Genomic DNA, 22,919 nt, shown 5'->3' on the forward strand with positions numbered 1-22,919 from the left:
ATTTCTGTTTTTTGATTGGCTCTATAAGGGCTGTTCCAGGATCTCCTGCAATCGGCTTAGCAATTTGTCGCTGGCATTGTTCATGTGCCGCTCACATATGGCAACGGCCCCGGCTTGGTCACCAGAGGCAATGGCGGCGGCCAGTTCTTCATGCTCGTCCCAGATGGACATGCGCTGTTCGGCCGATTGCAATACTGCGCCCATCACGCGTCGCAGGTGAACCCAGTGTACCTGGGCGCTTTCGGCAATCATGGGATTGCCGGATGCTTCATAGATGGCTTTGTGAAAAGCTTCATCAGCCTCGATCATGGCGCGGACATCGTGTCCACGCGCCACTTTTCTACCCATTCGGATCAGATCCGGGTCCAGCGTGGCGCTTTGCTGGGCAGCCAACTTGGTCGCCAGGGCTTCCAGTGCACCGCGTACTTGGTACAGATGGCCGATGTGTTCCAGATCCAAGGGGGCTACCATGACGCCCCGCCCTTCAGCGTCTTGTAATAGACCGTCTTTCTTCAATAACTGAATGGCCTGTAGCACGGGTGAGCGTGACACCTTGAGTTGTTCCGCGATGTCTTCTTGAGTAATCCGTGAACCGGGGGCCAGGGAACCGTCGCTGATGGCATCGAGCAGGATGCGGTAGACCTCGTCCACATAATGGGGACGGGCCTGCAACTTACCGGAAAGCTTGGCATGCATGAGGGCTGGAACTCCGATACAAACTAAAAACAGGTTGGGGCCGCGGCATCGCCGCGGCGATGTTCACATTACGGGCTGGATCGCATGGTTTGCAGTAAAGCGGCCATAGGGTCCTGGTCCGACGTTGCTTGTGTTTCAAAGGGATTGCTCAAGGGGTCGTTTGCCAGCGTCGCGTCCGGGTTGTCCAGGCTGGCTGCCGGACGGTTCAACTGGAGCAGGATTTCTTCGTCACTCAGACTGACGGTCTTGTGCAAGCCTCCCGTGACCAGTTGCGGATACGCAATGACAATACCCACCACCAGCAATTGTAGTACGACGAAGTAGGCTGAACCCTTCCAGATCTGCTGGGTACGAACCCTTGGAATAGTTTGCTGGCTAACTGGATCGGTGTAGTCCGAGCGCGGGGCGACGCTGCGCAAGTAGAGTAAGGCAAAACCGAATGGTGGAGTCAAAAAGGAGGTTTGCAGTACCAAGGCAATCACAATGCCAAACCAGACCAGATCAATCCCCAGACTGTTGGCCACGGGGGCGAGCAAGGGCACCACAATAAAGGCGATCTCGAAAAAATCCAGGAACATGCCCAGTACAAAAATGATGGCACTGACGGCAATGACAAAGCCCAACTCCCCGCCAGGAATGGCATCAAACAGATGCTCAACCCATAAGTGGCCATCCGCCGCACTGAAGGTAAAACTAAAGACGGTGGAGCCAATCAGGATAAACATCACGAAAATAGCCAGTTTGGCGGTGTTCTCCAAGGCCTGATTCAGCAGCTTCCAGCTCAGGCGTTTACGTATCATGGCCAGCACCAGTGCCCCAATGGCGCCCATGGCTCCGCCTTCGGTGGGGGTGGCAATACCTAAAAAGATAGTGCCCAGGACTAGAAAAATAAGAATGACAGGTGGGATCAGAGCAAAGACAAAGCGCTCGGCCAAGTGAGATAGCAAGCCCCAGCCCGTGACACGGTTGGCCGAGGCAAAGAGCAGCGCGCTCATGGAGGCCACAATCAGGGCGGTAATGGCGACCTGGTCGCTGGGGGCCTGGGCAGGTTTGGAAAATACTTGCGCCATGACTTCGTTGTGCAGGCCAGCCCAGGTAAAGCCGATGAACGTACAGGCCAGCAAGAGCATGCCCAACGAACGTCGCCCGCTGGCTCCCGTTGCGGTGACTTGGCTACGAGCCTGTTCGGGCAAGGCTGGCATCCACGAGGGGCGCAGCAGGGCCAGAACGATAATGAAGGTGATGTAGATCACGAGCAACAAAAGGCCGGGGCCCAGTGCTGCTGCATACATATCTCCGACCGAGCGTCCTAATTGGTCGGCCATCACAATCAGTACGAGCGATGGTGGCAGTGCCTGAACCAGCGCACCAGAGGCGGTGATGACGCCTGTGGCGATTTCCCGTTTATAGCCGTACCGCAGCATGACAGGCAGAGAAATCAGCCCCATGGAGATCACTACTGCCGAGGTTACCCCGGTGGAGGCAGCCAGCAGTGCGCCTACCAGGACAACAGAGACTGCCAGGCCACCGCGCACAGCACCAAAGAGCTGGCCCATGGTCTCAAGCAGATCCTCGGCCATTCCGGAGCGCTCCAGAATAATGCCCATCAAGGTGAAAAAGGGAATGGCCAACATGGTTTCGTTTTGCATGATGCCAAAGATGCGCAGTGGCAAAACCTGAAACAAATTGGTCGGAAACAGTTCGAGGGCGATACCCAGCACACCGAATACCAAACCTGTTGCCGCCAGGCCAAAGGCGACAGGGAAGCCGGTCAGCAAGAGCACAATCAGGCTGAGGAACATGATGGGGACGAAGTAGTCCGTAATGAAAGTGGCAATCATCGCGATACCTCTTTGGTGCTAGTGTCGGATAGAGCCTCAGTCGGTACTTCGATGGGCGTGTCCTGTGCATCGTCCTCTGCAATGCAATCGGCGCCCTTGCCTGTCAGGAACAGAACTCGCTTAACCAGCTCGGCCAGGGCTTGTAGCAGCAGCAAGCTAAAGCCGGCAGGAATCAGCAGATACGCTGGCCAGCGCACCAGGCCTCCGGCATTGCCCGACATCTCGCCTGAATGCCAGGCAGAGGTAAAAAAGCCCCAGCTCAAATGGATGACGAACAGACAGAAGGGAATCAGCACCAGCAGGATGCCCCCCACATCGACCAGATTGCGGCCGCGTGCCCCCAGACGTGTGGATATAAAGTCAATTCGTACGTGGCTATTGCTCAGGAAACAGTAGCCGCCCCCGAGCAGAAATACAGCAGCGTACAGATACCATTGAGCCTCCAGCATGCCGTTGGAGCTGAGGTCAAAGGCTTTGCGAGTGATGGCGTTGCTGGCGCTCAGGATGGTAGTGGCCAGCAGCAACCATTTGATGATGAAACCGATTCCTCGGTTCAGGTGGTCTATTCCCCCCACCATAGTGTTCAATGCTGTCATGTTGTCTCCGCGAATATTGTTTTGATCGTCGTCGTGTTGCAGCGTGAATGGCGGCACTGTGGCCGCAGGCAGATAGCGTGTTGCTCCTTGGGTAAACGGATGGCGTGCGAGGCGTATGTCCTGGCTGAGCCAGGACTGGCAAGATGCCTAGAGGTCCAGGACCAGGACACCCGAACGTGCCCGAGAGACGCAGGCGGTCAGGCAGCGGGTCTGTTCGTCAGGGCTGAGGATGTAATCCTGGTGGTCGACATCCCCTTGCAAATAATTGACTCGGCAAGTGCCGCACAGCCCTGATACGCAGGAGGTGGCAATGGGGACGCCTGCCTGGTTCAAGGCATCGCTCAAGGTTTGCTCCGGAGCGACATCAATTCGTTGTCCGGTGCTGGCGATCTGGGCGATAAAGGCACCTGCAGGCAGGCTGGGCGTGTCGCCAGCCGGTTCGGGGGCTTTGAAGTGTTCGCAATGCACTGATCCGCTGGGCCAGTGGGCGCTTGCCTTTGCACAGGCCTGCATGAAACCGGCGGGACCACAGTAATAGACATGGGTGCCTTCCGGAGCCTGTGCCAGCAGCTCGTCGAGATTGAGCCCTTGTTCGGGATTGCCGTTGTCCAGATGCAGGTGCAGGCGGCCCTGCTCATGCCAGGTAGCCATCTCTATGCCGAAGGCAGCCGTGTTTGCGTTGCGGGTGCAGTAGTGCAGTTCAAAGGGCTGACCCTGGGACTCCAGCCAGTGAGCCATCGCCTTGATAGGCGTGATTCCTATGCCCCCGGCCAGCAGTATGGAGCGCTGGGCGTGGGGTGCCAGTTGAAAATGATTGCGCGGGGGGCTGATAGTAATTTGCTGCTGCACATGGAGCGAGTCGTGCAGGGTGCGCGAGCCGCCACGTCCATTAGCATCACGTAGTACCGCGATGACATAGCGATGACGTTCATGTGGGGGGTTGCATAGCGAATATTGGCGTATCAGCCCAGGCTGAATGTGTACATCTATATGGGCTCCAGCCTCAAAGGCTGGCAAGTCGCCACCATGGGGACAACTCAGTTCATACGAATTAATGCCTTGTGCTTCGTAGCGAATCTGCCTGATTCGCAGCGATAGCAATCCGTCCTGATTAATAGCCGCCTGGACGGGAGTAGCGGGTTCTGCAATGGCGTTCATGGCGCTCTCCGTGGGGCACACCCGCCTGCTGGCAGGCAGGTGCGACTGGCGATCAGGACTAGGCAGCGATGCTGCTTAGCGACTGTTGCAGCTCCTGCATGCTTTGTTTGACGAAGGCCTCGCGCTCGGCTCCTTTCAGACTGTCGGCGGAGGTCAGGATGCGTACGATTTCGCGTGTGGCGTGTCGACGGCGTGCCACCTCCTGGGCCAGGTCTTCAGATTCAGGGATTTCCAGCACGTTGCCCGAGCAGTAGCTATTAGGTGCACCTGCGCAGTCTCGCAGCCATTGGGCAAAGCCTTCCGGTGTTGCTGCCGGATTGGTGCCACGCAGACCATCGCGCAGCATTTTGCGGAACATATACAGCCCGGCATCGAATTTGGTGGGGTTCTCCAGCGCATGGACGGCAATGGGGCGCTGGCTGATGATGGCCTCGTAGTCTCCGGGTGCCTGCTGGCATTCCTTGTAGTTGTGGCGGGCGCGGTGATCGTCCGGGATGGGGGGGAAATCTTCCAGTTTGTAGTCACCAAAGCGCTCGGGACGACGCATGGCAACTTGCCCTTCCAAAAAGTCGATGGTCTCGTAGCCCACCATGTCCTTGTTGCCGACGCCACGCGTATCAATGCCCGGACCCATGACGCGCCAGCCAATCATCTTGCTGTTCTGGTCATCAACCGGCACGGTCCAGCGCACGATATGAAAGCGACTGAAGAATTTTTGTTGCGAGCCATCTTCCGAGGTGTAGGCGTGCAGGCTCAGATTGGGCAGAACCTGATGTTGAACCCGGATGAACAGATTGTCCTTGCTGGCCCGTCGTGCCCCGGCGCAGGCCAGACTACGACCATTGTGAACGGGGATGAACTGCATGTCCGGGGCGACTTCCATGGAGGCAGCGCCTACTTCGTCAAAGGTGGTCCCTTGATAGTTGCCGCCTACTACGTTCTTGGCGGCGTGCAGTGCCGTAGGGTGAAAGTTGTCGGCTGCATTGTCCTGCACCTGGAGCCAGTTGCAGTGCTGGAAGTTGCTAAAGGCCACCAGCTCATCACCGGGCATGACGGTGAAGTTCTCTTCCCATTCAGGGAAAGGGGGTTCGGCATCGGGTGGGCCCATATAGGCGAAGATCAGGCCATGACGTTCAAACGCTTTATAGGCACCCTGACGAATGGAGCAGGCGTATTTTTCGCCTTCAGCTTCTTCACCTTTGGGATACGGAACGTGCAGACAGGTGCCATCCACATCGAACACCATGCCGTGATAGCAGCACATGATGCCTTTTTCTTGAATGGCACCGTATTCCAGAGAAGCGCCGCGATGGGCGCAGTGAGCATGCAGCAGGCCAATCTGACCACTTTTATCGCGAAAAGCGACCAGTTCTTCACCCAGGATTTTCAGAAAGCGGGGGGTGTCGGTCAGCTCGGCAGCCATGCAAACAGGGTGCCAGAAACGACGCATGTATTCACCCATGGGAGTGCCTGGGCCGACCTCAGTCAGTTCGGGGTCGTGCTCGGGAATGCGGTTGGTGTAGTAGCCGCCAAAGGGAATCAGTTTTTTCTCAATCATGTCGTCCTCGTGTGCAGATCAATGGTGAAAAGGAGTCAGGCAACTTTGCGGTCAACCAGGGCTTGGGCGCTGATCCAGGGCATCATGGCGCGCAGTTGCTCGCCAACTATTTCAAGGCGATGGCGCTGGTTCAGGCGGCGATGGGCATTCAGGCTGGGTTGGCCTGCCCGGCTTTCCAGAATGAAGTTCTTGGCATAGGTGCCGTCCTGGATGTCGCGCAGCAGTGCTTTCATGGCCTGACGAGTGTCGTCGGTGACAATGCGCGGGCCTGCCTGGTATTCGCCAAATTCGGCATTGTTGGAAATGCTGTAGTTCAGGTTGGCAATACCGCCTTCGTAGAGCAGGTCTACGATCAGCTTGAGTTCGTGCAGGCATTCAAAGTAGGCCATCTCCTCGGCATAGCCTGCTTCGACCAGGGTTTCAAAGCCGCACTTGACCAGATCAACCATGCCGCCGCATAGCACCGCCTGTTCGCCAAACAGATCAGTTTCTGTTTCTTCACGAAAATCGGTCTCGATGACTCCTGAACGCCCGCCTCCGTTGGCGATGGCGTAGGACAGAGCCAGATCACGGGCATGGCCGGAACGGTCTGCATGAATGGCAATCAGGTGGGGAACACCGCCACCTTCCACATAGGTGGAGCGCACGGTATGGCCGGGCGCCTTGGGGGCAACCATGATCACATCCAGGTCTTCGCGAGGCTGTACCTGGCCGTAATGAATATTGAAGCCGTGAGCGAAACCCAGAGTGGCACCCTGCCGCAGATGAGGGGCAACTTCTTGCTCGTAGACACGGGCAATGTCCTCGTCGGGCAGGAGCAACATCACGATGTCGGCCTGTTGTACCGCGGCAGGAATATCAGCCACCGCCAGTCTAGCCATCGCGGCTTTGGGGCGAGAGGGGCTGTTAGGACGCAGGCCCACAACCACCTCGACGCCCGAGTCACGCAGATTCAGAGCATGGGCGTGGCCTTGGGAGCCGTAGCCGATGATGGCAACCCGGCGTTGCTGCACCAGGGCCAGATCGCCGTCCTTGTCATAAAACACCTTCATACTGCCTCCTTTTTGAGTTCTGTGTTCTGTATACAGAGTTCAGTATTGTGGGGTGTTATTCGAGGTGTCAAGTAAAAATCCGGAGAGCGGGGGAAATCCCTAGGAGTGGGTGCAGCCGCTTAACGCAGTGATGTCAGGCTGGCTTCGCGCAGCAGCCAATCGCGCAGATGTTCAACGCGTTTCAAGGTATCGCGCTGGTTGCGATAGTAGAAGAAATGCATCTCGCGCTGCAGGGTTCGGCTATTGGGGGCTGGCAGGACAAGCAACTCGCGGCTGGCTAATTCACGCTCGGCAAAGCGTACGGTTTCCAGTGTGACACCTAGCTGATCAACGGCTGCGGCCACGGCCATGGCGCCGCGGTCAAAGGACAAGCGTGGCCCCAGTGGGGGCGCCATGCCATTGCTGCCGAACCAGTCGGCCCAACTGACCGGACTGATGGTTGAATCGATCAGGGGTAAATGCAGATACCAGGGCTGGTGCAAAGCCAGGCTGGCAAAAAGTTTGGGGGAGCACAAAGGCAGTAGTGGTTCTGGGTGCAGGGACTCCACAACGAGACGTGGGTCATGGCGCGGGGCATGACCATAGCTGATCACGCAGTCTATGTCTGTGGCCTGATGCAAGTCGGGCGGGGTGGCATCGGTGCGCAGATGAATGGATAGATCTGGGTATTCGCGCATGAAGGCGTGTAGCCGTGGGCCCAACCATTTCACTGCCAGGCTGGGGGCACAGTGCACCGTCAAGGCTGGCGTTGCGCTGGACTGCCCTTGGGTTTCTTCGCATAGATGAGCCAATTGGTTCAGTAAAGGCACCAATTCGCGATAGAACTCTTGACCGTGCTTGTTCAGGCTGACACGCCGGTTATGGCGCACAAACAGACTGCGGCCCAAATGGGTTTCCAGGCTTTTGACCTGATGGCTGATTGCAGAAGGAGTCAGGTGTAGCTCGTCGGCGGCCAGACTGAAATTCTCCAGCCTTGCGGCGGATTCAAAGGCGCGTAACCAGGCGAAATTAGGAATGGAGCGCATGAGAGAAAATCCAATCAGATGAATATTTTTAACCAATAGCTGAAAAACCTTCGTTTGTCATTCATGGTTTTCGACCTCTACCATGAATTCACGTTTCACCCGTACGCTGCGCTGGATGGGCTGGCGTGCGGGCAACGCAATACATTGCCGAACCCGAAGGAGAGCTTCCCATGAACGCAAAACCCAGCATCAACGAAGTACTGGCCATGACGGGCCGAAAATCGATTTATCAGCCTGAACAACAAGGTCTGATCTACCCTGACGAGCCTCAATTCGATTCTTTTGAAGAGGCTCGCACTCACCTGAAACAACGCCTGGTTGCCGCTTGCCGCGCCTTTGCTCTGCACGGTTTGGATTACGGCTTTGCGGGCCACCTGACTGTGCGCGATCCCGAACATCCTGGTCTGTACTGGACCAATCCCATGGCCGTCCACTTTGCCGATGTGAAGGTGTCCAACCTGATTTTGGCGGACCACGAAGGGAAGGTCATCGAGGGGGACTACGCCATTAACCGTGCTGGTTTTGTGCTGCATGCCGCCGTGCATGAAGAGCACCCAGATATTGTGGCCATGTGCCATGCACATACGGTTTATGGCACGGCGTTCGCCTCCCTGGGCCAGGAAATTTTGCCTATCACCCAAGATGCCGCCGCCTTTTTTGAAGACCATGTCGTGATTCGTGAAGAGGCAGGTCAAGTCGCGGTGGAAACCAAGGCAGGTCATAAAGTGGCCAATGCTTTTGCGGGGGTGAAAGCGGCCATTCACCAGAACCATGGTCTGCTGACAGCCAGTCGCCACAGTATTGAAGCAGCGGCTTTCTGGTTTATTGCTCTGGAACGCTGTTGCCAGCAGCAATTGATGGTGGCTGCTACCGGCATCACACCTACCCTGGTAACGCCTGAGCGCGCCCGTTACAGCCGAGAACATGTGGGTAGTGAGTACATAGGTTGGCTCCATTTCCAGCCTATCTGGGAGAACTTGCTGCGCACCCAGCCCGATATGTTTGATTAATACGTCGCACTAGCAGCCTGATCCGTTGGGGGGCGGGCTGCTGATACCCATAATCAGAACGAGGAGACATAAGGTGGAACGACGAGCACTATTAAAACTGACCGGCCTGGCCGGGATTGTGGCCAGTGGTATGGCCCCTGCCGTGGTCAAGGCACAAGAAAACCTGCGTTGGCGTCTGGCATCCAGCTTTCCCAAGCACTTGGACACGATCTATGGCGGTGGAGAGGTTTTCGCCCAGAAAGTGCGTGAATTGAGCGACGGAAAGTTCAATATCTCTGTGCATGCGGGTGGTGAGCTGATGCCTGCCATGGGGGTGGTGGATGCACTTGAACAAAATTCGGTGGAAGCGGCGCATACCGCACCCTATTACTTCTTTGGCAAAAATGAAGCCTTTGCATTGAGCTGTGCCATTCCTTTCGGGATGAACTCTCGTCAACTGACTGCCTGGATGTACCACGGTAATGGTCTGAAGCTGACACGAGATTTTTATGCCAACTACAACATCGTCAACTTCCCCTGTGGGAACAGTGGCGTACAGATGGGGGGCTGGTTTCGCAAGCAGATCAATACGCCTGAAGATATACGTGGGTTGAAAATTCGTATCGGTGGCTTGCCTGGCAAGGTGATTGAGAAGCTGGGTGGCATTCCTCAGAATATCGCTGGTGGCGAGGTCTATCAGGCGCTGGAAAAAGGTGTGATTGATGCGGCCGAGTGGGTGGGACCGTATGACGACCTGCGTCTGGGCTTTCATAAAGTGGCGCCCTACTACTATTACCCTGGCTGGTGGGAAGGCTCGGTAGGCCTGGATCTGCTGCTTAACAAGAAAGCGTATGACGGCTTGTCGCAGCACTACAAAGATATCGTCTCAGCGGCCAGCACCTACGCGCATCTGGACATGCAGGCTAAATACGATGCCCGCAACCCGGGTGCCTTGAAGGAGCTGGTGGGTCAGGGAGCCAAAGTGCTGCCTTTTTCCAAGGAAGTGCTGGATGCCTCATTCAAAGCCAGTCAGGAGCTGTATGCGGAGCTGAATGAAAGCAATCCGCAGTGGCGCACTATTTATGCTGATTACCGTGCTTTCCAAAAAGATGAACTACTCTGGTTCCGCTTTGCAGAAGCTCGTTTCGACCAATATATGCAGACTGTTTCTTTATGATCCGAAGGCGGGGGCCGTATCGATTTGCTGCCTACGCAAAAAATACGAAGCCTCCGCCAACTTCAGGAAATCCACCATTTCACTACGTGCACGCTCTGGATCACCACTGGTCAGGGCCTTGCCCAGTTTCTCCAGCGCTTCCACCGTGATGTGATAGCTGTTGGTATCCGTCGTATTGGCAAAGCGCACCTGATTGGCGTGGTCTGCGGACATGGCGATGGCGTCCAGCAGGCGCTCGTTGTGTACGCATTGCAGCCAGGCCTGGCGAAAGCTGGCGTTGGCGCTGAACATCAGGGCGGCGTCTTTGTGCACCATGGCGACTGTAGCCAGATCAATGGCTTTGCTCAGGCCTGCGTGTAACTGGTCGCGGTCGGCGATGTTGACGGCCAGTGCAGCAGCAGCCGGTTCCAGAATGCGGCGCAGTTCAAAGATGTCGCGCACCATGGCATCGGTCAGCACGGGGACCTGAAATCCCCGTGTGGTGCTGTTCAGGAGACCTTCGTTAACCAGTCGCAGCAAGGCCTGGCGCACGGGCATGCGGGTGCAGCCAAAGCGCTCGGCCAGCTCGTAATCCAGCAGGCGGTCGCCGGGGTGCCAGTCGCCCGCGTTCAAACGCTTGCGGGTGTCCCGGTAAATGGTGTCTACCAGCGTTTCTGCCTTGCTTGCCTGTGTGGATTTACCAGTCGAAGTCGCCATACGAAACCGATCAGAAAAGAATGGATGATTGTATCGTACAGACCTCGCTGCGCTGACCGGGTTTGTGCGTAGAGCATGAGCCCGGCCTGTGCTCTGCAGGTGTCCTGCTTGCGCCTGGTTTATATCTAGAACTTGGTCCGTATCCCCACCCTTAACAAGGTCTGATTGCGGCCTGTGGAGCTGGGCATGCTGATTACGTTGGCGGTTGCGCCCTCGCCTTGTGCGTGCTGGATAATCGCCTGGGTATAGATATCCGTGCGCTTGGACAGGAAATAGTCTGCCGTCAGGTTTAGCTGATGGTATTTGTTCGAGCCCAGCGTGGTCAGCCCATAGCCCGGTCCCAATACCAGATTGGGCGCTGCGCGCCAGGCGAAGCCCAGTTGGTAGTTGCGGAAGGTATGGTTCTTTTGCTGGCCATCGGGGGCGACATACAGAGCCTGTGAAAACACGCCGTAGACGGTGACTTTATCGAAGGCATAGTTCGCCCCTATGCCCCAGTCGCGCAGGTAACGGCCACCGACCCGATTGGGTGCGCCACCGCCTGTCAAAGGGCTGATATCCAGACTGGCTTCTTTCACTTCGGTGTAGGCCGCGCCTGTCGAAAAGTTGCCGTTTTTATAGTTGGCCGTAAAGCTGATGGTGCGTCCGGTTTGGGCCTGGCCCTCACGACGTTCGGGGAAGCCATACATGGCACCCAGCTCTACACCACCAAAGGAAGGCGTCACGTATTTAACGGATTGATTGACCCGTTGGCCGCTCATCCGGTCGTTATCCAAGGGGCTGTTGGAGTAGCCGCCTGCGGACCAGGTGGGGGTGTAAAAGGCCTGCAGGGTATCGGTGAAGAAGTCGTACTGACGGCCCAGTTTCAGGCTGCCCGCGTAGTCGGACTTCAGGCCCAGCCAGGCTTGTCGACCCCATAGCGCCCCGCCCTGGCCCATTTCGCCTGTTGCCATGGAAAAACCGTTTTCCAATTGGAAGATGGCGGTCAAGCCATTGCCCAGGGACTCGGAGCCACGCAGGCCCAGGCGGTTGCCCTGCATCACACCGGTATCCAGCGTGGTTTTGGAGGGGCCGTTGGCATTGCTGATCCAGGTCAGGCCTGCGTCCAGAATCCCGTACAGGGTGACATTGTTGCTGGTTTGCGCGGTGGCGCTAGCGCTGGCGATCAGGGTAGTCAGCCCAAGGTAGCCAGCTAAAGCCAGTTTCAGGTGGGGACGCATCATTGGGCACCGCCTTTGCTGGGCACGGCGTTCAATTTAGCGGCTTGATCCAGCGCGTTTTGTTGGCGGGGCGATGGCAGTGCAAAGACGCACAAACCACCCAGCACGGCCAGACCGGCAATCGTCAGCACGGCGCTGCTGGTGTTGCCGCTCATCTCTTGAGCCAGTCCCATGGCGTAGGGGCCAAACAAGCCGCCTAATGCAGCAACCGCATTGATCAGCGCATAGCCGGTTGCGGCAGCGCGGCCACTCATGAAGTTACCACCCAAGGCCCAGACCAATGGCGTGCCGCCAATAAACATGGCGGTGGCGATGATGACGCCAATAATGCGCACGGTGGGATGGGGTGCCAAGGCCGTCATCAGCAGGCCGATGGCGCCGCCTGCGCAGGCAATGGCCAGATGCCAGCGTCGCTCGCCAAAGTAGTCGGAGGAGCGGCCCAGAATCAGCATGGCCAGGGCCGAGGCGGCATACGGCAAGGCGGCGATATAGCCAATGTGGGTCAGGTTCTTGATACCCGCTTCCTGGATGATGGTGGGTGTCCAGAAGATCACTGCGTAAATGCCCAGATTCAGGGACAGCAGCACACAAGCCAGCCACCACACATTGGGTTTGCCCAGCACTTCAGCGATTTTGTCCTTGCGGGGCAGTTCACGTTGCGCGTCCTGATTCAGGGTGTGCAGCAAGGTTTTTTCTTCCTGGCTGAGCCATTTGGCGTCTTCAGGACGGTTGGGCAAGGTGGCCCACAGCAAGGCGGCAACAAAGACGGCGGGCAGGCCCTGCAAGAGGAACAGCCACTGCCAGTTATGCAGGTGTGCCGAGTCGGAGAATACATCCATGATCCAGCCCGACAGTGGGCCTACGATCATGCCGCCTGCGGCTGCTGCGGTAACCAATGTCGCCATGACACGGCCTTGGCGCTGCGGTGGAAACCATTGCGCCAGGTAATACACCACGCCAGGCAGAAAGCCGGCTTCTGCCACGCCCAGCAAGAAGCGGACGATGTAGAACTGGGTGGGAGTGGTGACGAACATGGTCAGCACGGACAGGATGCCCCAGGTGACCATGATGCGTGTCAGCCAGGCGCGGGCACCAAAGCGGTACAGCAAGAGGTTGCTGGGGATCTCGAACAACAAAAAGCCCACAAAGAAGATGCCCGAACCCAGGCCATAGACCTCGGCTGAAAAATTCAGATCTTCCAGCATTTGCAGCTTGGCAAAGCCCACATTGACACGGTCGATGTAGGCAACGATGTAGCTGATGAACAAGATGGGCATCAGCCGCCAGAGAATTTTGCCGAACAGCAGATCCTCGGCCTTGGAGGGGGCCGGGTCTGCGGGGCGCGATTGTTGTCTCATAGTAGTCCTTATTGGTAATCGCAGTAAGTGAATTCAGTTGAACTCATTTTTTGAGAATATATTCATTTTCGTACTTGATGGTCAATAAGTGCTATAGGTATAAAACAACTTTATGAATTACTAGTTAATTGAATTTAAATGATTTTATAAAATTGAAAAGCTCAATTTCTAGTACAAACACCTAGACTCGTTGACAGCAATATACCTGCTCTATAAACTGAATTCAGTTTTAAATAATAGCAATAAGGAGCAGGCATATGAGCAGTCAGGTGGCCCCCTCGGCCCAGGTGATTGAGCACGTTTCGTCCCTGATTGGCTTTGATACGGTCAGCAGGAACTCCAATCTGGCATTGATTGAGTGGGCCGCCAACCGGCTTGAATCGGCCGGAGCCCACGTGCGTTTTGATTACAACGAATCGCGGTCCAAAGCCAATCTTCTGGCGACTTTTGGGCAGGGACCCGGAGGGGTGGTGTTGTCTGGCCATACGGACGTAGTGCCGGTGGATGGACAGGCATGGTCCAGCGATCCTTTCCAGGCCCAGATTCGGGATGGACGGCTTTTTGGCCGTGGCGCTTGTGACATGAAGGGTTTTATTGGTGTGGCCATGGCGCAGGCGCAAGCCCTGGGCGCCATGACCTTGCGCGAGCCCGTGCATCTGGCCTTGAGCTACGACGAAGAAGTGGGCTGTCTGGGCATTCCCGGCTTGATTGAAGAGATGCGTAAAGCAGGCATTCAGCCCAGTGGTTGCATTGTGGGCGAGCCCACCAGCATGCGGGTAGTCGCAGCCCATAAGGGTGGCCGCATTTACCGTTGCCGCGTCAAAGGCTGCGCCGCCCATTCCTCTTTGACACCGCATGGTTTGAATGCCATTGAGTACGCCGCCAATCTGGTGTCGCACATTCAGCATCTGGCTGATCAGGAAGCCGATAGTGGCAAGCGCATCGAAGGTTTTGATGTGCCCTTTTCCACCATTTCCACCAACACGATTTCGGGTGGCAATGGCATGAATATCATCCCGGCCCATTGCGAGTTCTCCTTTGAGTATCGCTACCTGCCGGGGGTGGACCCGGACGGCTTCATCAGCAATTTGCGCCGCTTTGCCTTCGAGCAAGTCTTGCCGCGCATGAAGGCACGCCATGGCGATGCCGCGATTGAGTTCGAGTGTCTGGGCAGCATTCCTGCCCTGGATGATGAGGACAGCCAGGAACTGAAAAAGATGGCGTTGGCCCTGTTGGGCGAATCGGCCGCACAGCGCGTGGCGTATGGCACGGAAGCGTCCTTTTTCCAGGAAGCAGGTGTGCCCAGCATTGTGTGTGGGCCAGGCTCCATCACCGTGGCGCACAAGGCGGATGAGTACGTCAGCCTGGAGCAGTTGGCCGCCTGCGAGTCCTTTTTGGGCAAAGTGATCCAGTCCTTGGCTGCTTAGGGCGGGATGTTTTCCGGCAGGCGAACGGGCCTGCCTTATTCTGAAGGAACAATTTTTCATGAAGCTAGCAAAACGCATTACCGGCACCTCCCTGAAATCTTTTGGCATGTACGAGCAGGCTGCGCGCTTGCAGGGTGACACCTCGGATCTGATTCATCTGGAAGTGGGCCGCCCGCACGCGGATACGCCCGTGGCGATCAAGCAGGCGGCTGCCGATGCCTTGATGAGCGGCGATGTGCATTACAGCGATCTGCGCGGCGTGCCTGCCTTGCGCGAAGCCTTGGCGGCCAAGCTGCGCACGCAAAACAAACTGGATGTAGGCCCGGATGATGTGCTGGTCACCAACGGGCTGACGCATGCCTCCTTTGCCGCCTTTTTTGCCATTCTGGACGAGGGTGACGAGGTGATTCTGCTCTCGCCGCACTACCCGCAGCATATTGGCAAAATCGAGTTGGCCGGGGCAAAGCCTGTCCTGGTGCCCTTGAACCGCGAGCAGGACTTTGCCATTGATCCGGCCGCCATCGAAGCCGCTATTACTCCCCAAACCCGTATGGTGGTGCTGGTGAATCCGGCCAATCCTACGGGCCGTGTGTATCGCCGCAGCGAGCTGGAAGCGCTGGCGCAATTGGCCATCAAGCATGACCTGATCGTGGTGTCGGACGAGGTTTACGAGGACATTACCTACGACGGTGCCGAGCACATCAGCATTGCCTCCCTGCCCGGCATGCAAGAGCGCAGCGTGTCCATGTTTGCCTTCACCAAGTCTTACGCCATGGACGGCTGGCGTATTGGTTATCTGGCCGCGCCCGCCTGGTTGATGCCCGGTTTGTTGAAGATCACTGCTAACGATGTCACCCATGTGAATACCTTTATTCAGGCGGGCGCGCTGGAGGCTGTGGTGGGCCAGCAAGCCGCCCTGCGAGAGATGATTGCCGAAGATGACAGCAAGCGCCGCATGATGCTGCAACGCTTGAATGCCATGCCCAATGTCAGTTGCGCCAATGTGGAAGGCACGATTTATGCCTTTGCCGATGTACGTGCTACGGGCGTGCCTTCACAGGAACTGGCCGAGCGGCTGCTGAACAAAGCCCGTGTGGTGGTCGAGGCGGGCAGCTTCTATGGTCCGCAGGGTGAAGGCTTCTTGCGCCTGTGTTTTGGTTCCGCCTCTTATGAGCAGATCGAGCAGGCTATGGACCGCTTGCAGGTCTTTTTTGCTCAACTGGAAACACAGGTCAGCCAAACCGCCGCCTGATTGCCTGAATCGTCATGATCACAAGGCCGCTTTCTGTCATGGAAAGCGGCCTTTCTTTATGTCCGGTGTTTACGGGAAGCCGCAGTCCACGGCAATCTAAATGCAGGCTCCGGCCATGACTTTTTTATATAAACATATAGGCTAAGGTCCGTACAAATAAACCGACAGCGGTTCTCGGTGTTTTCCCTTAAATTTCGATAAATCTCCCTGTAGATCAGAGTTATAAGGTCATTATTAATCCATATTTCCGTAGACAAGTATTGCCTCCTTATTATATTGTTCGTATCAAACAACAATTATGTCCGGTCAATTAATAGGAGCAGGTCCATGAAAAACGGGATTCGGGGTGTACTGGCAGCAGCAGGGATGGTGGCCGCGCTGGGCGCGCAGGCTGAAACGCTCAAGCTGGGTGTAGTGGGAGGCATGACAGGTCCAGGTGCGCCCTGGGGTCTGGCTATTGATGGTGGCGTGAAAATCGCCGTGGATGAAATCAATCAGGCCGGTGGCCTGCCCGTGGGCGACAAAAAGTACAAGGTCGAAGTGCTGACCTACGACGACCACTACAAGGCAGCGGATGCAGTTACCGCCACCAATCGCCTGATCGACCAGGACGAAGTGAAATACATCATCGGGCCGATTGGCTCGGCCTCGGTCATGGCTATGAAGCCGATTACCGAGCGCAACCAGGTCATCATGCTGTCCAACAGCTATTCGACCGAAGTGCTGGATGCGAATACAAAATATATGTTCCGCGTGCTGCCGACTCAGTACGAATACAACCGCCAGTTGATCGGCTGGTTGAAGCAGGAACGCCCCGAGCTGAAACGTCTGGCGATTCTGTCGCCTAACGACGCCACCGGCTGGAGCACGCAAAAGATCCAGACCGCCGCTTACAAGGACGCCGGTTACGACGTGGCTGAAACCAAGTTCTTCGAGCGCTCGCAAAATGACTTCCGCACCTTGCTGACCAGCATTCTGGCCAAGAACGTGGACTTCATTGAACTGGATACGGTGCCACCCGGCCCGGCCGGTATTGTGATTCGTCAGGCACGTGAGATGGGCTTCAAAGGCCAGTTCACCAAGTTTGGCGGCAATAACGTGGCGGAAACGGTGAAGTCTGCCGGTGCAGAAAATGCCCAGGGCACCCTGGTGTATCTGTCGGCCGATCCGTCCAGCGAGCCTTACCAGAAGTTGAGCCAGGCCTACGCCAAGATCCACAGCAACAGCATGGATGACTTCGTTTTCTACTTCTACGACGCCACGCATCTGTTGTTCAAGGCGATCCAGGAAGCTGGCACGGTGGACGATACCGACGCTGTTCGTGCTCGTATCGAAGCCAACAGCAGCTTTGACGGTGTTCAGGGCGCCATTGTCTGGGGTGGCAAGGACGTGTACGGCGTCAACCACCAGATCGCGACACCGGCCTATCTGGGCGTGATCGAGGACGGCAAGGCCAAGGTCATCAACAAGTTCGACGCCCGCTAATTACCGGTTTTGTTTCAGTACGCACTCCGCCACGGCGGTGGAGTGCACCTTAATACGGTTAGCAATTATGCAGATCGCAATGCAAATCGCCATCATCGCCCTGATGTCCACTTTCGTGTACGCCCTGGTAGCCCTGGGTTTTACGCTGGTGTTCGGCATCTTGCGGGTGGTGAACTTCGCTCACGGCGAGTTCTACATGCTGGGCGCTTACGCCATGTATGTGTTTTATGGTCAGTTTGGCTGGCCCTACCTGCCCTCTATCGCGGCCGCTGCCGTGCTGGTGGGATTCCTGGGTTTACTGGCTGAACGTGGCTTGTTTCGTCGCTTTGTGGGCGACGAGATGGGCGGCATGATCATGTCCCTGGCATTGGCCATTACCTTGCAGGCTGGGATTTCGCTGCTGTTCTCAGTGGATGAGCAATCGGTGCGGCGTCCGGTGGAAGGTGCCTGGCAGATCGGCCAAGCCTTTTTCGCCAAGGATCAATTGCTGATCGTGGGCATGAGTGTGCTGGCCTTGGCAGGTTTTTATTTCCTGATCGAACGTACTCGTGTCGGCATGACGATTCGTGCTGTGGCACAGGACCGGGAAGTGGCACGTCTGCAAGGCGTCAGCTCCTGGAAGATCATGGCCCTGACCTTTGCGCTGAGCTGCGGTCTGGCCGGTTTGTCCGGCGCCTTGATGGCTCCGGTCTACACCGTGCACCCCTATATGGGCGAAGCCGTTGTGGTTAAAGCTTTCATTATTGTGGTTCTGGGTGGTCTGGGCAGCTTGCCCGGTGCGGTCATTGCCGCCCTGATTCTGAGTGTCACCGAGGCTGTGGCGTCCACCTTCTATAACGCGACCGTGGCCACCATGTTGTCCTTCCTGATCGTGATGGCCGTGTTGCTGGTCAAGCCTAGTGGCCTGATGGGGAAATCGTCATGAGCGCGATCAAAACTGCTGCTTTCTATCCACGCGACGGTGCCTTGCAATGGGCCTGGCACCTTGTCCTGATCGTGGTCTTGTTGGGCTGGCCTGTCTGGGCTGGGCAACCCCGTTTCTTTCTGCATCTGGCCATCATGGTGTCCTTGTACGCCTGCCTGGCCATGAGCATGAATCTGGTTTTGCGCATTGGACAGCTTTCGCTGGCCCATGGCGCCTTGTTTGGGCTGGGCGCGTATGCCTCCGCCATTCTTAGTCGAGATTATGGCTGGTCCTTTCCAGCCGCGTTTTTGGGCGCCGGGGTACTGACGGCAGCATTAGCTGTGATCACCGGTCCTATTTTTATGCGTATCAAGGGTGTGCATTTCGCACTCTTGACCTTCGCCCTGGGCGAAGCCGTGGTGCTGTGCTTTATCGAGTTCCACGAACTGTTTGGCGGCAATAACGGTTTTGGTCAGATTCCGCCTTTGCAAGCCAGTTTGCCGATTCCTGAGGGGCGTTACGGCGTTTATCTGGTGACGGTCAGCTTTGCCTTGCTGGTGTATTTCGTGCTGCGGGCTTTGTATCGCCGCGAATGGGGCATGGTGGCGGACTCTTTGCATCAGAACGAACAACTGGTGCGCTCGGGCGGGCTGAATGTGCTGCGTTTTCGGGTCAGCGTATTTGTGCTCAGCGCCCTGATTGCCGGTTGGACAGGCAGCTTGTACGCCCATTACCAGGGCTATATCTCGCCCGATTCCTTTGGTTTCTGGACTGCCGTGAATGCCGTCATCATGAATGTGCTGGGTGGTGTGGGTGCCTTGGCCGGTGCCGTGGTGGGAGCCGCTATTTTGATCCCTCTGCCTGAGTTGCTGCGCGATCTGCAGCAGTACCAGCGCCTGATCTACGGCCTGACTTTGATTCTGTTGCTCTTGTTCATGCCGCAAGGTTTGGCTGGGCTGTGGCGTAAGTGGCGCGGCGCGCGCAAGGAGGCAGCATGAGCGTGCAATTGAATGTCCAAGGCTTGAGCCGACATTTCGGTGGTATCCGTGCGGTGGACGAGGTGTCCTTCAGCACGGCACCGGGTCAGATTACGGGTGTGATTGGCCCCAACGGTGCCGGTAAAACTACGCTGTTCAATCTGATTGCCGGTACGACCAAGCCCAGCGCGGGTGCTGTCACCATGGATGGCACTGCCATTACAGGTCGGCCCTCTGCCCAGTTGGCTCGCCAGGGTTTGGTGCGTACCTTTCAGATGACGCATGTATTTGCGGGCCACACGGTATTTGAAAACCTGTACCGTGCCGCCCTGTTCCGCCAGTTTCCCTCGCCCTGGTCGCTGTTCAACCCCTGGGGTGTACGCCGTGGTCGCGAGGAAGCGGCGCGACAGGCAGAACAAGCTTTGGCCTTGATTGGCCTGGAGTCTGTAGCCGATGAGCAGGCCGATTCGCTGGCCTACGGTTTACAGAAGATTTTGGGTGTGGGAATGGCCTTAACCGCCATGCCCCGCCTGCTTTTAATGGATGAGCCCGCTGCCGGTTTGAATCCGGTGGAAACCGTGGCGATGGCTGACCTGATTGAACGCATTCATGCCAGTGGCATTGATGTGGTGGTGGTCGAGCACGATATGGGCCTGGTGATGCGCTTGTGCCAGAAGCTGGTGGTGCTGGTTAATGGTCGTTTGCTGGCCGAGGGCCCGACGGCCCAAGTGCGCCAGGACCCGCGGGTGATTGAAGCTTATCTGGGTGCAGATCTGGACAAGGAGCCGGGGCTGGAACCGCCTGTGGATGCTCGCGCATCGCAAAATGGCATGGGACGCCCGGCCTCGGTCTCTACCGCTGGTCAGGGAGCATCCAAGGCCAGCAAGCCTGCTCCCATGCTGGAAATCAAGGATTTGAGCGTGTCCTATGGCGCGGTACGGGCTTTGGACAAGGTCAGCTTTGCGGTGGAAGAAGCCAGCGTGTGCGCCGTGATCGGTGCCAACGGCGCAGGCAAATCCACCTTGATGAAAGCCATCAGTGGGCTGGTGCCGGTTGTTGGTGGCGAAATCCTGATGGAAGGCCAGCCTATCCAGAATTTGAGTGCTGAACGACGGGTGAATCTGGGCATTGCTTTATCGCCAGAAGGACGCCGTCTGTTCCCGGAACTGACCGTGCGCGAGAACCTCTTGATGGGCGCGTATCTGCGCCGCGATCAGGCCGATATCACGGTGGATCTGGAACGTATTTACGCCTATTTCCCGCGCCTGCTGGAACGTGAGCAAAGCCAGGGTCGTCACCTCTCGGGTGGCGAACAGCAAATGTGCGCGATTGGCCGTGCCTTGATGTCTCGCCCTCGTCTGCTTTTGCTGGATGAACCCTCTTTGGGTCTGGCCCCGGCGGTCACGTTGGAAGTGGCCCGCGCAATTCGCCAGATCAGCCAGGATGGCACCACGATTGTGCTGGTGGAGCAAAACGCTCGTCTGGCCTTGAAGCTGTCCAACCATGCCGTTGTGCTGGAAACCGGGCGCTTGAGCCTGGCGGGCGACAGCAAAGACATCATGAATAACCCACAGATTGCGGCGGCCTATCTGGGCCACGCCGCAGAGGCTTCGCATCATGCCTAATATTTACCAGGTCGCCATGTTTAATGCCGAGCGCTACCCCGACAAGGTCGCGGTCTCGGACGAGCGGCAGGCGCTGTCCTTTGGCCAGTTTTGTGCGCGTACGCGTGCCTTGTCGGCCTATTTGAAGGGCTTGGGCGTGAAGCCAGGGGATCGGGTAGCCATCATGACGCCCAACTCCATCGACTATCTGGCCTTGCTGCATGCAACGGCCGTGGGCGGTTTTTCTCTGGTGCCGGTCAATACCCGTTACGGTGCGGCCGAGCTGCGCTACTTGCTGAACGATGCCCAGCCCACGGTGTGTATTGTTGACCCGGCCTACCGCCCGTTGCGCGAGCAGATTGAGTCTGAAGGCGGCTTGAACAGCGCTGTGCAGTGGCTGGAACACTTGCCCGAATCCTTGCCAGACCATAGGGCGGATGATCCGGTGCAGCATCGCTTTGGCCGTGTGGGCGATGAGGACGTGGCCATCATCATGTACACCTCGGGCACGACCTCGGCCCCAAAGGGTGCCATGCTGACGCACGGCAATTTGTCGGCCAATGCCGTGAACTACATCATGGAGCTGGGTATTGATGCCAATAGCCGCTCCTTGCTGGCGACGCCGCTGTTCCATATTGGTGGTTTTGGGGTGGTGAATGGCCCCATCCTGTATGCCGGTGGCAGCTTGCATGTAGTGCCGCGTTTCGAGGCCGATGCGGTAATGGACGCGTTGCGTCTGTATCAGCCCACGCACGTATTTTTGTTGTCGGCCATGTGGGTGGGTTTGACGGATCATCCTGAGTTTAAAGAGCTGTCCCTGCCCGGTGCCCAGTTTGTGCAAACGGCGGCTGCGCCCTTGGGCCAGTGGCGTCAGGATTTGATTCGCACGGTGTTCCCCAATGCTGAATTTAGCTGGGGCTTTGGCATGACAGAAAGCTGTGTCACCACCATCAAGAATCGCTATACCCAAGAGATCCTGGAGCATCCCGGCTCTATCGGTTATCTGTGGCGCCATGTGCAGTACCGCTTGGTGGATGCGGATGGCAAGGTGATGCCCGATCAGCGCGGGCCGGGCGAAATGCAGGTGCGTGGCCCGACCGTATTCAAAGGCTATTGGCGTCAGCCTGAGCTGACCGCCCAGGTGCTGGATGTAGAGGGGTGGCTGCACACGGGCGATTTGATTCGTGTGGACGATGAAGGCTTTGCCTATTTCATGGGCCGCAGCAAAGACATGATCAAGACCGGCGGGGAAAACGTGGCCGCGCTGGAGGTGGAAAACTGTCTGGCCAGCCATACCGATGTGCGCGAGGCCGCTGCCTTTGGCCTGCCCCACGAATATTGGGGCGAAGAGTTGGTCGCCGCGATTGTGCCCGCCAATGGCCGCGAGCCGGATGTGGAATCGTTGCGCGAGTTTTGCCGCCAAAAACTGTCTGGCTTTAAAGTACCTAAACGAATCTTTATTGTGGATTCCCTGCCCCAGTCCTCTTCGGGCAAAGTGCAGAAGTTCCTTCTTCGACAAAGGTATGTCTGATGCTGACTTCTTTATCTCTGTTTGATCCTGCTGTGCTGACTGCCTGGGCACGACGTGCCAGCGCGGACGATTTTGTACGGCAGCACAGTGTGCTGGCCGATGTGTGTGTGGCCCTGCGCAATACCGAAACAGGCGAGCATATCTGGCTGGCCGTGTCCGAGCAGGGTGTGCAGGCCGGTCCCGGCCCGCGCGAGGTGCCGTTCTGGCTGGAAGGCGATAGTGCCGCCTTTGCGGATCTGGCCCAGGGTTTTCCTTTTAATCGCCTGGTGCGTCAGCATCGCTTGGTGGTGGGAGGCGATCTGCGTGCTTGCGTGCAGAACTGGATGTTGTTGTACGCCCTGACCCGTCTGACGGGCGAGCTGGAGGTCTGATC

The 22,919-nt window shown here is 57.1% G+C and carries 20 protein-coding genes; 10 read left to right on the top strand and 10 right to left on the bottom strand.

Annotated features, from left to right (window positions below):
- Positions 1-21: 21 nt before the first annotated feature.
- From JYG33_RS13620 to JYG33_RS13650, 7 genes are all read right to left on the bottom strand, one after another.
- Positions 22-696, bottom strand: a complete 675-nt coding sequence (locus tag JYG33_RS13620) for a GntR family transcriptional regulator (protein WP_207872714.1) — start codon at positions 694-696, stop codon at positions 22-24.
- Between the two features lie 68 nt (positions 697-764).
- Positions 765-2,537: a TRAP transporter large permease subunit gene (locus JYG33_RS13625; RefSeq protein ID WP_207872715.1), complete on the bottom strand. Its 1,773-nt coding sequence runs from the start codon at positions 2,535-2,537 to the stop codon at positions 765-767.
- The gene (locus JYG33_RS13630) at positions 2,534-3,133 is read right to left on the bottom strand and encodes a TRAP transporter small permease subunit (protein WP_207872716.1); all 600 of its coding nucleotides are present in this window, start codon (positions 3,131-3,133) and stop codon (positions 2,534-2,536) included. Before JYG33_RS13630 ends, JYG33_RS13625 begins: the two co-directional genes overlap by 4 nt.
- Positions 3,134-3,280: 147 nt before the next feature.
- Complete coding sequence (locus JYG33_RS13635) at positions 3,281-4,291, bottom strand: PDR/VanB family oxidoreductase (protein ID WP_207872717.1); 1,011 nt, start codon at positions 4,289-4,291, stop codon at positions 3,281-3,283.
- Positions 4,292-4,349: 58 nt separating this feature from the next.
- Positions 4,350-5,849, bottom strand: a complete 1,500-nt coding sequence (locus tag JYG33_RS13640) for a Rieske 2Fe-2S domain-containing protein (protein WP_207872718.1) — start codon at positions 5,847-5,849, stop codon at positions 4,350-4,352.
- A 35-nt stretch (positions 5,850-5,884) separates the two neighbouring features.
- Positions 5,885-6,901 carry a ketol-acid reductoisomerase gene (gene ilvC / locus JYG33_RS13645; protein WP_207872719.1) on the bottom strand — a complete coding sequence of 339 codons (1,017 nt, stop codon included), beginning with the start codon at positions 6,899-6,901 and terminating at the stop codon, positions 5,885-5,887.
- A 119-nt stretch (positions 6,902-7,020) separates the two neighbouring features.
- Positions 7,021-7,926 carry a LysR substrate-binding domain-containing protein gene (locus JYG33_RS13650; protein WP_207872720.1) on the bottom strand — a complete coding sequence of 302 codons (906 nt, stop codon included), beginning with the start codon at positions 7,924-7,926 and terminating at the stop codon, positions 7,021-7,023.
- Positions 7,927-8,096: 170 nt separating this feature from the next.
- On the opposite strand from JYG33_RS13650, the gene JYG33_RS13655 reads away from it, so the two are divergent.
- Together JYG33_RS13655 and dctP are read left to right on the top strand one after the other, a co-directional pair.
- Positions 8,097-8,936, top strand: a complete 840-nt coding sequence (locus tag JYG33_RS13655) for a class II aldolase/adducin family protein (RefSeq protein WP_207872721.1) — start codon at positions 8,097-8,099, stop codon at positions 8,934-8,936.
- Positions 8,937-9,009: 73 nt separating this feature from the next.
- Complete coding sequence (gene dctP / locus JYG33_RS13660) at positions 9,010-10,092, top strand: TRAP transporter substrate-binding protein DctP (RefSeq protein ID WP_207872722.1); 1,083 nt, start codon at positions 9,010-9,012, stop codon at positions 10,090-10,092.
- Here the strand turns inward: dctP and JYG33_RS13665 are convergent.
- From JYG33_RS13665 to JYG33_RS13675, 3 genes are all read right to left on the bottom strand, one after another.
- A complete protein-coding gene (locus JYG33_RS13665) occupies positions 10,087-10,788 on the bottom strand; it encodes a GntR family transcriptional regulator (protein ID WP_207872723.1) in 702 nt (233 codons plus the stop codon). The two genes, dctP and JYG33_RS13665, sit on opposite strands and share 6 nt — an antisense overlap.
- Before the next feature lie 125 nt (positions 10,789-10,913).
- Positions 10,914-12,011 carry a porin gene (locus JYG33_RS13670; RefSeq protein ID WP_207872724.1) on the bottom strand — a complete coding sequence of 366 codons (1,098 nt, stop codon included), beginning with the start codon at positions 12,009-12,011 and terminating at the stop codon, positions 10,914-10,916.
- Complete coding sequence (locus JYG33_RS13675) at positions 12,008-13,366, bottom strand: MFS transporter (RefSeq protein ID WP_207872725.1); 1,359 nt, start codon at positions 13,364-13,366, stop codon at positions 12,008-12,010. The genes JYG33_RS13670 and JYG33_RS13675 overlap by 4 nt, the downstream gene beginning before the upstream one ends.
- 257 nt (positions 13,367-13,623) lie before the next feature.
- On the opposite strand from JYG33_RS13675, the gene argE reads away from it, so the two are divergent.
- From argE to JYG33_RS13715, 8 genes are all read left to right on the top strand, one after another.
- The gene (gene argE, locus JYG33_RS13680) at positions 13,624-14,793 is read left to right on the top strand and encodes an acetylornithine deacetylase (protein ID WP_207872726.1); all 1,170 of its coding nucleotides are present in this window, start codon (positions 13,624-13,626) and stop codon (positions 14,791-14,793) included.
- 58 nt (positions 14,794-14,851) lie between these two features.
- Positions 14,852-16,045, top strand: coding sequence for a pyridoxal phosphate-dependent aminotransferase (locus tag JYG33_RS13685; protein ID WP_207872727.1), 1,194 nt, complete (start codon positions 14,852-14,854; stop codon positions 16,043-16,045).
- Positions 16,046-16,372: 327 nt separating this feature from the next.
- Entirely contained in the window at positions 16,373-17,530 is a 1,158-nt protein-coding gene (locus tag JYG33_RS13690; protein ID WP_207872728.1) for an ABC transporter substrate-binding protein, read from the top strand.
- Positions 17,531-17,609: 79 nt separating this feature from the next.
- Positions 17,610-18,455 (top strand): branched-chain amino acid ABC transporter permease, encoded by an 846-nt coding sequence (locus JYG33_RS13695; RefSeq protein WP_229841432.1) that lies wholly within the window; start codon positions 17,610-17,612, stop codon positions 18,453-18,455.
- A complete protein-coding gene (locus JYG33_RS13700; protein WP_207872729.1) occupies positions 18,452-19,432 on the top strand; it encodes a branched-chain amino acid ABC transporter permease in 981 nt (326 codons plus the stop codon). The genes JYG33_RS13695 and JYG33_RS13700 overlap by 4 nt, the downstream gene beginning before the upstream one ends.
- Entirely contained in the window at positions 19,429-21,036 is a 1,608-nt protein-coding gene (locus JYG33_RS13705) for an ATP-binding cassette domain-containing protein (RefSeq protein WP_207872730.1), read from the top strand. The genes JYG33_RS13700 and JYG33_RS13705 overlap by 4 nt, the downstream gene beginning before the upstream one ends.
- Entirely contained in the window at positions 21,029-22,546 is a 1,518-nt protein-coding gene (locus tag JYG33_RS13710; RefSeq protein WP_207872731.1) for a class I adenylate-forming enzyme family protein, read from the top strand. The genes JYG33_RS13705 and JYG33_RS13710 overlap by 8 nt, the downstream gene beginning before the upstream one ends.
- Complete coding sequence (locus JYG33_RS13715) at positions 22,546-22,917, top strand: hypothetical protein (protein WP_207872732.1); 372 nt, start codon at positions 22,546-22,548, stop codon at positions 22,915-22,917. The genes JYG33_RS13710 and JYG33_RS13715 overlap by 1 nt, the downstream gene beginning before the upstream one ends.
- Positions 22,918-22,919 lie beyond the last annotated feature (2 nt).

The organism is Alcaligenes sp. SORT26, from assembly GCF_017377875.1.
GTDB classification, from domain to species: Bacteria; Pseudomonadota; Gammaproteobacteria; order Burkholderiales; family Burkholderiaceae_B; genus Alcaligenes; species Alcaligenes parafaecalis.